At 69.4% G+C, this 11,615-nt stretch carries 10 protein-coding genes and 1 pseudogene; 7 read left to right on the plus strand and 4 right to left on the minus strand.

Annotated elements, in window-relative coordinates:
* The first annotated feature begins 26 nt into the window (after positions 1-26).
* Positions 27-398 (plus strand): DUF4440 domain-containing protein, encoded by a 372-nt coding sequence (locus ACF1B9_RS24535; protein WP_391743624.1) that lies wholly within the window; start codon positions 27-29, stop codon positions 396-398.
* A 549-nt stretch (positions 399-947) separates the two neighbouring features.
* Here the strand turns inward: ACF1B9_RS24535 and ACF1B9_RS24540 are convergent.
* The 3 genes and pseudogenes from ACF1B9_RS24540 to ACF1B9_RS24550 all read right to left on the minus strand — a co-directional run bounded on the left by ACF1B9_RS24540 (position 948) and on the right by ACF1B9_RS24550 (position 6,649).
* Positions 948-4,334, minus strand: coding sequence for a S8 family serine peptidase (locus tag ACF1B9_RS24540; protein WP_391743492.1), 3,387 nt, complete (start codon positions 4,332-4,334; stop codon positions 948-950).
* Positions 4,335-4,698: 364 nt separating this feature from the next.
* Positions 4,699-5,530, minus strand: a pseudogene (locus ACF1B9_RS24545) (NAD(P)H-binding protein).
* 90 nt (positions 5,531-5,620) lie between these two features.
* Positions 5,621-6,649: a helix-turn-helix domain-containing protein gene (locus tag ACF1B9_RS24550; RefSeq protein WP_391743491.1), complete on the minus strand. Its 1,029-nt coding sequence runs from the start codon at positions 6,647-6,649 to the stop codon at positions 5,621-5,623.
* Between the two features lie 103 nt (positions 6,650-6,752).
* Between ACF1B9_RS24550 and ACF1B9_RS24555 the strand changes: the two genes are divergently transcribed.
* Both ACF1B9_RS24555 and ACF1B9_RS24560 read left to right on the plus strand, forming a co-directional pair.
* A complete protein-coding gene (locus ACF1B9_RS24555; protein WP_391743490.1) occupies positions 6,753-6,890 on the plus strand; it encodes a hypothetical protein in 138 nt (45 codons plus the stop codon).
* A 286-nt stretch (positions 6,891-7,176) separates the two neighbouring features.
* Positions 7,177-8,811: an amidohydrolase gene (locus ACF1B9_RS24560; RefSeq protein ID WP_391743623.1), complete on the plus strand. Its 1,635-nt coding sequence runs from the start codon at positions 7,177-7,179 to the stop codon at positions 8,809-8,811.
* 7 nt (positions 8,812-8,818) lie between these two features.
* Here ACF1B9_RS24560 and ACF1B9_RS24565 read toward each other — a convergent pair whose 3' ends face one another.
* Complete coding sequence (locus ACF1B9_RS24565; protein WP_391795943.1) at positions 8,819-9,007, minus strand: substrate-binding domain-containing protein; 189 nt, start codon at positions 9,005-9,007, stop codon at positions 8,819-8,821.
* Between the two features lie 20 nt (positions 9,008-9,027).
* Between ACF1B9_RS24565 and ACF1B9_RS24570 the strand changes: the two genes are divergently transcribed.
* The 4 genes from ACF1B9_RS24570 (at position 9,028) to ACF1B9_RS24585 (ending at position 11,590) form a co-directional block, all read left to right on the plus strand.
* Complete coding sequence (locus ACF1B9_RS24570) at positions 9,028-9,630, plus strand: ABC transporter permease (RefSeq protein WP_391743489.1); 603 nt, start codon at positions 9,028-9,030, stop codon at positions 9,628-9,630.
* Positions 9,627-9,803: a hypothetical protein gene (locus tag ACF1B9_RS24575; RefSeq protein WP_391743488.1), complete on the plus strand. Its 177-nt coding sequence runs from the start codon at positions 9,627-9,629 to the stop codon at positions 9,801-9,803. The genes ACF1B9_RS24570 and ACF1B9_RS24575 overlap by 4 nt, the downstream gene beginning before the upstream one ends.
* A 153-nt stretch (positions 9,804-9,956) precedes the next feature.
* A complete protein-coding gene (locus ACF1B9_RS24580; protein ID WP_391743487.1) occupies positions 9,957-10,547 on the plus strand; it encodes a DUF4232 domain-containing protein in 591 nt (196 codons plus the stop codon).
* Positions 10,548-10,849: 302 nt separating this feature from the next.
* Positions 10,850-11,590, plus strand: a complete 741-nt coding sequence (locus ACF1B9_RS24585) for a DUF1684 domain-containing protein (protein ID WP_391743485.1) — start codon at positions 10,850-10,852, stop codon at positions 11,588-11,590.
* Positions 11,591-11,615 lie beyond the last annotated feature (25 nt).

Consider the following 11,615-nt stretch of genomic DNA (forward strand, 5'->3'; position numbering starts at 1 on the left):
ACGTCAAGGCCGAGCTCGACCAGCTGATGAACTCTTTCCTCGGTGCGTTCACCAACACCGGCGGCAGTCGACCGAACGTGGGTGCTGTCCGTGAGGTGTTCATTCCACAAGGAATGATTATCAAGAACGTCGGGGACGAGCCGGTGATCTACCACCTCGACGCGTTCGTCGAGCCCCGGGAGAAGATCCTCACAGACGGAACGCTGACGGAGTTCTCCGAATGGGAAGTTGCCGAGCGGACCGAGATTTTCGGGTCGATCGCGCACCGATTCAGCGAGTACCGCAAGTCCGGTTTCCTCAATGGCGAGTGGTTCGAGGGATCCGGCCGCAAGACGACCCAGTTCATCCGGACACCTGTCGGTTGGAGGATGAGCTCAATGGCCTGGGATGACGTATAGGGGTTGTCCTCCTCTGCGCGCCGCACGGGCGGGGACGCCATGACGGTTGCCCGTGACAAAGGAGTTGAGGAGCCGTCGTGAGTCCGCCCCGCTCCCCGCGCCGACGAGGGCGGACAGCAGCGCACAGCCAGGTGTGCAGTTTTGTGGATGACTCGGAGCAGTCTGGCAAAGGCTGACCGCGCCCGGGATGTCCCCGGTCGCAGTGCGCCTGCTCGGAGCGATCGACGACGGCGTTCTCAACACGCGTGAGAGGAGCCGTTGCCCGCTGTCCTCACACCACCCGGAGATCTGGGCCCCGGCCACGCCAGGACGGCGAGCGGGGGCAGATCCGCAATCGGTTCGTTGATGCGGTGGTCGAGTCGCCGACGGGTGACGAGGGCGTCGTTGCGGCGGGTCGCCATCACGAGGAAGACGTCCGCTTCCGGGAGACGGTGAGCGGCCTCGTCACCTCGAGCACGGTTGCAGTCGCCCTGACGATCAGGGTGGGGCAGCAGGTGGTTGGCCGGGCGGGCCCCCTGCTGCGGGGGACCGGCCGGCCGGACCGTGTGCCTACCGGACGTCGTAGGCGCGGGTGATGGTCTGGGTGACCGCGTTGCCGTTGGCGTCGGTGAGGGTGGCCTTCATCGTGACCTGCTTGCCGGCGGCGCCGGTGTTGTCGAGGACGGCCGTCCACTTGCCGTCCCGCTGCTCGGTCGGCGCCTGGATCCAGGTGGTGCCGCCGTCGTAGGAGTAGGACAGCGAGGCCGCCGTGATCGCGCCCGGGGTGTATCCGGCGTGGCCCTCGGCCGACAGGCCGACCTTGATCCCGCTCTGCGCGGGCAGGGTGTTCATGCCGTCCACCGGCAGGTCGTACGCCGGGAAGAGGATCGGCAGTCCGCGCGAGTAGACGTCCGGCTCCCGGTGGGAGCGGAAGCTCCAGGTGGTGCTGACATCGGTGGAGCGCAGCCAGTTCCGGTCCGAGGTGTCGATCTTGGACAGGTGCTGGGTGAGCTCGTACGCGGAGTCCTCGTCCGGCACCTCGAACACGTCGTACGGCCAGGCGCTCTGGGCGATCTGCTCACCATTGCGCTTCAGCTGCAGGTTGCCGAGGTCGCCGAAGGACGCACCGTAGGACCAGTGATCCCCGGAGCCGTCGAGCCAGAGCGCGCTCTGGATACCGATCAGGTTGCCCTGCCGTTCGGCGGCCAGCGCCAGGTTGCCGTCGGTGTCGCGCGGCGCGGCCGGCCGCAGGGGGCCTGCGTACCACTCCTCGGTCCTCCGCTGCCCGGGCTGGTAGGTGCGCTCCTGGTCGTTCAGGAACGCGGCCCACGGGAAGCTGGTCATCGCGCTGTGCCACCAGGCGTCGCCGCCGGTCGTGTAGTAGGCGGTGCGGGTACCGGGCACATGGACCGTCTCGAACAGGCTCAAGGAGACCACGGTGTTGCTGCTCCCGGAGGGGCGGACGAACATCGCGTCTATGTAGTCGGCCTCCTTGCCCATGGCGTTCCACTTCTCGGTGACCTGGGCCAGATTCGAGTCCTTCGGCCGGTAGACCTGGTCGGAGTGCAGCGGCCCCTCGGTCGGGAACGACAGGTTGTAGACGTAGGGCGAGCCGTCCTCGGAGCCGGTCGCACGCCAGGTGGGCCGGAACTCGAAGGTGCCGTTCTTGGCACGTCCGTCGACGTCCGCGTAGAACTTCTGAACGGCTTTGCCGGACATGAGCGTTCCGGTGAGCTGCCAGGTGTCGTCCCATGCGCGGGCGTAGCTGAACGTGGTGTTGTTCACCTTCGAGGGGCGGTCGGTGTCCAGGCTCAGCCGGTGGGCCTTGCGGGCGTCGAGCACGACGGTGGTGTCATGGGTGATCCGCAGTTGCGGGTTCGCGAGGTAGCTGACCGATTCGGGCGCGTTGTTCGCGTCATAGCTCCCCACGAAGCTGCTGAGGGCATAGTCGCCCGGGCGCACGCTGTACGTCTGGTCGGCCGCGCCGTTGTTGATGCGGCGCTCGCCCTTGTCGGCGTCGAGGCTGACCAGGTCCAGAGAGGAGGGGCCGGCCGCGGGCTTGCCGTTGCGGTCGATGACCTTGACCCGGAGGGTGACCGTCTCCGGCTGGACGTAGAGCGTGACGGGCACGGAGGCGTGCACATCGCCGCCGGTGGCCATGATTCGGCCGGTGACCGCGCCGTACTGGCCGGCCTTGAGGCGGGCGGTGGGGTCGATCCGCAGCGGCACCTGGGTGGTGGCCCCCGCGGGGACGGTCACCTTGCCCTGTTCCAGCTCGATGATGCCGGAGTTGACGTCGCTGCCGTCGTTGCCGTGCACACCGCTGACCTTCAGGCTCAGGGTGAGGTCGCTGCCGCTGGTGTTGGTGAAGGGCACCTGCGCGGTGGTGCGGTCCAAGGCGTCCTGCGGCCAGTTGTAGCTGCCGGCTTGGACGGCGGGCGCGGAGAGCACCTTCTGGTTCACCGCGCCGAACACGTCGAGCACCCCGCCGCCGGTCTGGTCGGCGCCGGCGACCTTGCCGCCGGTGCGGGCGGAGGAGACCAGGGCCGCCTTGATCTGCTGCGCGGTCCAGTCCGGGTGGGCCTGGCGGACGACGGCCGCGGCGCCCGCGACATGCGGGGTGGCCATGGAGGTGCCGGACATCGTCTGGTAGGCGTAGATGCCTCGGCCGCCCGCGTTGGCCGCCGAGATGTCGACGCCGGGGGCGGCGATCTCGGGCTTGAGGGTGTGGGTGACGGCCACCGGACCGCGGCTGGAGAACCATGCGGTGGTGTCGTCGCGGTCGACGGCCCCCACGGTCAGCACCCCGGGCACGCAGCCGGGCGAGGAGACGGTCTCAGTGCCCGGACCGGCGTTGCCGGCGGCGACGACGAACAGGGTGTGGGTGTTCTGCGACAGTTCCTTCGTGGCCTGGGCCATCGGGTCGGTGCAGTCGCCGATCGTGGGGTTGCCCAGGCTCATGGAGACAACGTCGGCCTTCTGGTCGACGGCCCACTGCATACCCGCGATGATCCAGGAGTCCAGGCCGTAGCCGCTGTCGTTGAGGACCTTGCCGATGAGCAGGGAGGCACCGGGGGCGACGCCCTTCTTGCGGCCGTCGCTGGCCGCTCCGGACCCGCCGACCGTGGAGGCGGTGTGGGTGCCGTGGCCCACCCGGTCGTCGGTGGTCTTGGAGTCCGTGAAGTTCTTGGACGCGGCGACCCGGCTCACCAGGTCCGGGTGCTCGGCGTCCACGCCCGTGTCCAGCACGGCGACCTTGGTGCCCTTGCCGTCGTAGCCGGCCGCCCAGGCCTCCGGCGCGTGGACCTGCTTGGTGGACCGGTCCAGTGTGGCCTCGGCCTTGCCGTCCAGCCACAGCTTCTTCAGCGTGGAGCCTGAACGTGAGCGGGTGTTGGTGATGTCCTGCCAGAAGGTGGCGGTCGTATCCTTGCCGGCCTTGAGCGCGACGCCGTCCACAGCCGGGAGGCTCAGGCCCCGCTCGGACCCGCGAGGGGCCGCCGGCGCGCTGTCGGCTACGTTCACGCTGTCCCGGTAGGTGGCAATGAGCGGCAGCGTGTCGGTGTGCGTGTCGTCGTATCCCTGGCGGATGAGCCCAGTGACGTTGAACAGCTGCTCGTCGACCTTGCCCTCGGCGATCGCCCGGGAGGCACCCTCCGGGTAGACGTAGAGGTCCTTGCCCATCTGAAAGGTCTGCACAATCGGTTGTGTGCCGTCCTCGCGGGGCAGCACGGCCGCCGAGCTGTGGCCCGACGGGTCCGTGGTCACCAACACCTTGTCGCCGGTGATGAGCGTGACCGTCACCTGCTTGCCACCCGTTGTTGCGGTCCTGTCGCCGACAATGGGCTTCCCCGAGGCACCGTCAGGCGGTGTATCCGCCGCCCCGGAAGGAGTGACTGCGGTGACGGCCAGGACGGCGGCGGTCGCCGCGCCCAAGGCTATACGCGCTATGGGATGCATGAGTCTCCCTACTTGACGCCGTGAACATGCCATGCTGCGGCTGCATCCTGGCAGACAAACGGATCACTTAGGGTTGCCGAGCGTGACGGGTTTCCCCCGTGTCGGTATTCCGCCACGCGGTCACATCAATCGGTTCGTCGGCTCAAGGGATCTTCGGGCCCGGCAGGTGGGAGTACGCTTCGCCGGGTTGGCGCTCGCCCGGGTGATCTCACCGAGGGGAGCGCGCGGGCACATCCCAGCAGGCCCCGGCCTCCCTCAAGCTCTTCCCGTGACGGGTTCCTTCGGGTCGGCAGGCCGAAGCGATGCGGATGGAGACCGCCACCCCGCTGTCGGGGCACGATGAACGTGCTAAGGATCGGGCGGCTCAGCGGAAGGCGGTGGCATTCTCCGAGGCCCATTGCTGAAACGTCCTGGCCGGGGCACCGGTGATCTGGGACGCAGTGTCGCGCACCGTGAGCAGCTCGTCGTTGACATCGCCTCCGTCAGGTCGAGCACCGCGTCTGCGGCCTCGTCGCCCAGGAAGACGGCCATCTCACGATGGGCTTCCTGTCGACTGATCTCGGTGAACGGCACTTCTCGCCCCAGTACTGCCGCAACGGTCCCGACCTGCTGCCGTGCTGTGATCCGCTCCGGGCCGGTCAGCGCATATGTCCGCTCTTGGTGGCCGGACTCGGTCAGCGCCACCCGCGCCACCGATGCGATGTCTGCGGGGTGGATCGTGGGGAGGCCGATGTCCGCATAGAGCACACGGACTGATTCGTGCTCGCGGATCGTGCCCGCCCACCACAGTGCATTCGAGGCGAACTGCGTCGGCCGCAGGATCGTCCACGTCATGCCGCTGTCCTTGAGCAGCTGCTCGACAGTCAGGTTCTCGCCTGCGGGGCCCAGGTGCGGATGGGTCTGGACGCTGATGGACGAGACCAGCACCACGTGTTCCACGCCTGCCCGCCGGGCCGCCTCGATGATCTCGGCGCCCGAACCCATGCGTGACACGACGAACAGCGATCCAACCCCCTCCCATGCGGGCTTCAGCGAGGCTGTCTCAGCGAAGTCGCCCGCAGCGGCTTCGACCCCTTCTGGGAACGCCGCCCGCGCAATGTCACGGGTGAGCCCCTCAACGGTCCGGCGCCGAACACCTGGAGCTCTTGCAAGAGGGCACTTCCTATATTTCCGGTGGCTCCGGTCACGAGGATCACGAGGTCTTCTCCTGTCATCATGCGGTGACACCCTCGCAGGGGGGACAACCAACGGATCGAAGGGCCTCGGCTCTCAGGCCGAAGAGGAGGTCAAAGCCAGCCCGCACGTGCGGCGTGCCATCCGAGTTGCAGGCGCGACTCCGCTCCCGCGACGTCCATCAGACGGCGGATCCTCCGCTCCACGGTGCGTATGGAGAGGCCGAGTTGGGCTGCCGTCCGCCGGTCGGAGATCCCTGCCAGCAACAAGGCCAGGACCTCCAGTTCCTCCTCTGTCGGCTGCTGATCGGCTGCCGGCTCCTCGCGCACGCCCGTGGCAGTGGTGTACATCGGCCGGGCCTGGGCCCATTCCTTCTCGAAGAGATGGACCAGGGCCGTCAGCAGGCCGCTGCGGTGCACCACGATTGCGCTGGGCTCACCGCCGGATTCCGCCATGTCCAGTGGCACCATCGCGCGCTCCCGGTCCGACACAACCATCTTCAGCGGCAGCGAATCGACCATGCGAAGCTCGACGCCCGCCATGACGGCCGCCCGCACGTCCCGCACAACCTCGTGCCCGTCGAGGTAGTTCTTGGCAGCCACGACCCGGAAGTCGACCCCGCGGTCCAGCGCGGAACTCTCCGACGTGTCGGTATCCTCGCGCGGCACCGCGATGGGCGCCCCGACGAGGAAGACAAGCAGCTCCCGCTGGGCGCCGCACTGCAGTTGGTGGAAACGGTGTGCGACCTGCTCCACGCCGACGACCACCTCCACGACGCCGCCCGCGGTGTGTGCGGCGGTACTGCGGTACTGCTCGGTCACCATCGAGAATGCGGTCTCGGCCTGGTGCAGCGCGTTGCGCTGCTCGACCAGGAGCGGGGCCAGGGCCACTGAGGGCGGTGTGAGCCGGTAGCGGGCAGGCTGGAGACCGGCCTCGCAATCGGCCGACTCGGCGGCCCCACTCCCGGCCTCGGTGGCGACGGCCACCAGGCCGCGTGCCGCCAGGTCGAGCAGGATGCGCACGCTCTCGGCCTTCTCAAGTCCGGCTTGCCGGGCGAGGTCCTGCGCGGAGGCTGTCGGGCGGGCCAGCAGTGCCGTGTAGATGGCTTCTTCGGCCTGGCCCAATCCCAGCGCCTGCAGCATCCGGCTCCTCCTCGGGCAGCCACCCAGTCCGGCCCTGGCGCAGCTCACGTGCACCGAGCGGATTCTTCTCAGCCGAACCCTATCCCTCTGTCAGGTTGTCGCCATGGGCTGTCGGCCTGGCCCTTCCGGCCAGGATGCCGATCACCCGGGCTCCAGCCTGCTCGACGCCGACGTGCGCGAGGTCCTGATGGCGCTCCTCGCCCGCGAATCCCACCCGGCACCGTCCCCGGACTCCTGCTGATCACCGACAAAGCGAGCCTGCTCCCCCGCCGAGGCCGTGACGTCCGACACCGCCGTCCTCCAACCGCTGCTCGACGCCGAAGAAGCTTTCACCCGCACCCAGGTGTACGCCGGTCTCGCCCGAAGGCGGACGCCCGCGCAGTCACGGAGGCCACCGACACCCCCGCTTCGACCTGAGGGATCTCGGCTTGCGGGCGCGCGCCTTACGACAACAGCATTGACATTCAAAGGGAAACCTCGGTTGCATGACCGTTCGACGCACCCTCCCTCCCGCCTCGGAGCACCTCATGGCCCAGCCCGATCTGATCTTCACCCGCGGCCCCATCCACACAGGCGATCCCGCGCGCACCCGGGCAAGCAGCCTGGCCGTCACCGGGGGGCGCATCACCGCCGTCGGCCATGACGAGGTGCGCGAATTGATCGGCCCGGACACCGAAGTCATTGATCTCCAGGACAAGTTGCTTCTCCCCGGTTTCCAGGACTCCCACATCCACGCCGTGTTCGGCGGGAGGGAACTGGCCGAGTGCGATCTGACCGGCACGGTGGGCGTCGAGGACTACCTCACCCGCATACGCTCCTACGCCGACGCGCACCCGGATCGCTCGTGGATCACGGGCGGCGGCTGGTCCATGGAGAGCTTCGACGGCGGACTGCCCACCCGGCAACTCCTCGACTCGGTGATCCCGGACCGCCCCGTCCTTCTGACCAACCGCGACCACCACGGCGCCTGGGCCAACACCCGTGCGCTCGAACTGGCCGGTGTCACAAGGGAATCCGCCGATCCTTTCGACGGCCGGATCGAGCGCGAGCCGGACGGCACCCCGAGCGGAATGCTGCAGGAGGGCGCCACCGCCCTGGTCTCCCGGATCGTTCCGCCGAGCACGCCGGCGGACCGCCTCGCCGGTCTGCTGCGGGCCCAGAAACTGCTGCATTCCCTCGGCGTCACCGGCTGGCAGGACGCCCTGTTGGGCGTGTTCGGCGGCAATCCGGACCCGTCCGACGCCTATCTGACGGCCGCCCGTGAAGGCACGCTCACCGCCCGGGTGACCGGGGCCCTGTGGTGGGACCGCGAGCGGGGGGCCGAGCAGATCGCCGACCTGCTGTCCCAGCGGGAGCAGTTGAGCCACGGACGGTTCCGGGCCAGTGCGGTGAAGATCATGCAGGACGGCATCGCCGAGAACTTCACGGCTGCCATGACCACGCCCTACCTCGACGGCTGCGGCTGTGCCACCGCCAACTCGGGTCTGAGCTTCGTCGACCCCGTCGCCCTGCGCTCGTACGTCACCGAGCTCGACGCCCACGACTTCCAGGTCCACTTCCACGCGCTCGGCGACCGGGCGGTACGCGAGGCCCTGGACGCGGTCGAGGCAGCCGTCGAGGCCCATGGGCGGCGTGGCAACCGCCACCATCTCGCCCACCTCCAGGTGGTCCACCCCGACGATCTGGCTCGCTTCGCACGGCTCGGCGCCATCGCCAACATCCAGCCGCTCTGGGCCGCACACGAACCCCAGATGGACGAACTGACGATCCCCTTCCTCGGACCCGAACGGGCTTCCTGGCAGTACCCGTTCGGCTCCCTCCTGCGCGCCGGAGCCACCCTGGCCGCGGGCAGCGACTGGCCCGTGAGCAGCCCCGATCCGATCGCCGGAATCCATGTCGCGGTGAACCGGATGGAGCCCGAGGCCACCGACGGGCGGGTCTTCCTTCCGGAGCAGCGCCTCGACCTCGCCACCGCGGTCGCCGCCTACACCGCCGGCTCGGCACATGTGAACGGGCACGACGACACCGGCAGTCTGCTCCCAGGCCACCTGGCCGACCTGGTGGTGCTGGACCGGGACATCTTCACGCTCCCCCCGGAGGAGATCGCCGAGGCCCGGGTCCTGCGCACCTATGTGGGCGGCACGCTGGTGTACTCCGCCTGAGGAGGGCTCAGGACGGCCCTCGCGAGGACTCCCGGACCAGCAGGCGCGTCGGCACGAGCACGCCCGAGGGCTCTTCGTCGCCGTTCTCCAGGGCGGCGACGAGGAGTTCGATCCCGGCCTCGGCGACCTTCCGGGGCTGAAGGCTCAGCGTCGAGATCGGAGGTTCGGTGTGCTCAGCCGTGTCGTCCTCGTTCAGGCCTGCTCAGGCCGCTCCTCGTGGTCGGCGTCTCGACCCTCCTGGGCACGCTCATCGGCATGGTCGCCGCCTGGCGCGGTGGCTGGGCCGACGCCCTGCTGTCCCGGTCGATGGACCTGGCCTTCGCGATCCCCGGACTGCTGTTGGCCATCGTTCTGGTAGCTGTCCTCGGCTCAGGCACGGCCGCGCCCGTGATCGCCATGGCGGTGGTGGCCTACACCCCGTACGTCGGACGCCTGGTCCGAGATATCGCCCGCCCGGCGAAGGCCAGCGCCTACATCGAGTCGTACCGCGTGCAGGGCTGGTTGGGCTGGACGATCTGCCTGCGTCATCTGCTGCCGAACATCGCACCGACCGTGTTCGCGAAGTCCGCGATGAACTTCGGCTATGTACTGATGGATCTCGCCGCGCCGTCCTTCCTCGGCTTCAGGGTGCAGCCGCCCACGGCCGACTGGGGAGCCATGATCAACGAAGGCCAGTCGGCGGTCCAGCAGGGGGCGATGCTGCCGCGCTCGCGCCGTCCGCGTGCATCGTCCTCGCCGTGGTCGCCTTCGGCATCGTCGGCGAAGGGCTCGCCGATCGAACCGCGAAGCGGGAGCGGTGAGTGCCATGACCGCGTATGAGACCCCCCGCACTGGAGATCGACGGGCTCGGCGTACGCCTGCCCGGCGAGCAGGCGGCCCGGCCCATCCTCGACGGCGTCACGCCGCGGGGCGAGGCCGTCGAGACCGTCGGCCTCGCTCCCGCCGGGCGCGGTCCGCGGTCCGGAACCCTACTCCCGTGCCGGGGTGGATGATTCGGGAGGCACGGAAGCGAGCAGGCGAGAGCCATGGACTCCACTGCGCGAACCATCACGCCACCATCCGCACGATCCTTCCGTCCGCGCGGGCGCGGACCGGCCGCCAGGAGGCGCGGACTCCGCCGGTACGCCCTCGTCCCGGTGGTGGTCGTGTCCTTCACCGTGGGCGCCGCCGGCTGCAACGACGGCGCCTCCCCCTCGGCCGAACCCGCCGGATCGAGCAGGTCGGCCCGCGACAGCACCGCCCCGGACGCGCCCATCGCCCCCGGTGAGCCCGCGCCCGCCAAAACCGCCACCCCGAGCGCCTCGGCCGCCACGTCCGCCCCGCCCACCAGCAGCAGTCCGGGGCGGTGCACGGCCGAGGCGCTGACCATGAGCCTGCGGCAGGGCGACGCGGGGGCGGGACAGATCCACTACCGGCTCACGCTGGTGAACAAGTCCTCGGACTCCTGCACCCTCACCGGCTTCCCCGGGGTCTCCCTGATCAGGCGCGACGGCAGCGTGATCGGCGAACCCGCCGAACGGGAGGGCGCCGCCGGCCGGGTCACCGTCATCGGGGCCGGGGACTCGGCCGAAGTCACCCTGCACACCCTCAACCGCGGGATCAAGGGCTCGGGGTGCTGGGACCGGCCCGACTATCTCCGGGTCTACCCACCCGGTTCCCGGGAAGCCCTGACCCTGCGCACCTCCCAACCCCTCATCTGCGGCGGCCTCTTCAGGACGACAGCGGTGGGCGGCTGACGCAAGGGCGACCGGCCGGGGTGGCGACATCGCGACGCCCTCTCGGCCGACGCCGCGGCCACCGGCCGCGACGGCATCGCGGGGGCCGAGGGTCCACCGCTCCGCGAGGCGAACCCTTCTGCGCTCCGGGTCGGACTGTGCCCCAGTCCCTTCGCGGCGACGCCGGGCTCGACTCCGCCCCGGTCTCACTCTGTGATCGAATTTGACATTAGCTCGCCTTATGGAGGATAAAGAGGATCCTTTGGGTTGAAGTTCACGCAGCGTGACATTCGTGGCGTGGCTGCCGACGAACGTCTATGTGAATGAGTAATGCCGTGTCCCACGCCGCCGCAGTCCCTGACCAGCCGACCGACCCCGCCGCGGACTGGGAGGCGTGGCGCGCCGAGCGGCGGCGCTCCGTCACCTCGGCCACCGGGAATCTCGCTCTCGTCGAGACCCGCTGGGCCCCGGCCGGCGAGCGCCCCGACCTCGACGCGGCACGTGAGGGACAGCCGGATTCCGTGACCGTCACCACAGTCGAGCGCACCGACTTCGTCACCGGCCGGCCCGAGTACGGTCTCCGCTTCTGGGACGCACAGTCCCCCGCGATCCAGAACTTCGACCGCACCGATGTCTTCCCGTACGACCCGGCCTGGGTGCTGGAGGCCTCGTACACCCCGGTGCCAGGCGCCAGGCGGGTCGGATTCGAGCACATCCGGGACAACGGCGGCACCCGGGATCTCGTCGTGCCGGGAGACATCGAGCTCACCCTGGACGGCCGGGACTACACACTGAGCGCCTTCGACGACGACGGCACCCTGCTGCTCGTCTTCGGTGACCCCACCAACGGCGACATCACCTACGGCGCCGGGCGCTTCCTCTTCGTCACCCGCACCGGTGAGGGCCGCGTCCTGCTCGACTTCAACCGTGCCTTCGTGCCGCCCTGCGGATTCTCCGACCAGTACAACTGTCCGATGCCGCCCCGGCAGAACCGTTTCCACTTGTCGGTCGAGGCCGGAGAGAAGCGCCCCGTCTTCCGCGACGGCTTCGCCGCGCAGCACTGATCAATTCCGCCCTCCCGCCTCGTAG

Source organism: Streptomyces sp. NPDC014727 (assembly GCF_043083485.1).
Lineage (GTDB): Bacteria > Actinomycetota > Actinomycetes > Streptomycetales > Streptomycetaceae > Streptomyces.

Bases quoted from the DNA above. Each gene is read 5' to 3' on its own strand.
- ACF1B9_RS24535 (WP_391743624.1), top strand. From the start codon at position 27: ATGAACTCTTTCCTCGGTGCGTTCACCAACACCGGCGGCAGTCGACCG.
- ACF1B9_RS24560 (WP_391743623.1), top strand. From the start codon at position 7,177: ATGGCCCAGCCCGATCTGATCTTCACCCGCGGCCCCATCCACACAGGC.
- ACF1B9_RS24585 (WP_391743485.1), top strand. From the start codon at position 10,850: ATGAGTAATGCCGTGTCCCACGCCGCCGCAGTCCCTGACCAGCCGACC.
- ACF1B9_RS24550 (WP_391743491.1), bottom strand. From the start codon at position 6,649: ATGCTGCAGGCGCTGGGATTGGGCCAGGCCGAAGAAGCCATCTACACG.
- ACF1B9_RS24540 (WP_391743492.1), bottom strand. From the start codon at position 4,334: ATGCATCCCATAGCGCGTATAGCCTTGGGCGCGGCGACCGCCGCCGTC.
- ACF1B9_RS24555 (WP_391743490.1), top strand. From the start codon at position 6,753: ATGGGCTGTCGGCCTGGCCCTTCCGGCCAGGATGCCGATCACCCGGGC.
- ACF1B9_RS24575 (WP_391743488.1), top strand. From the start codon at position 9,627: ATGAGACCCCCCGCACTGGAGATCGACGGGCTCGGCGTACGCCTGCCC.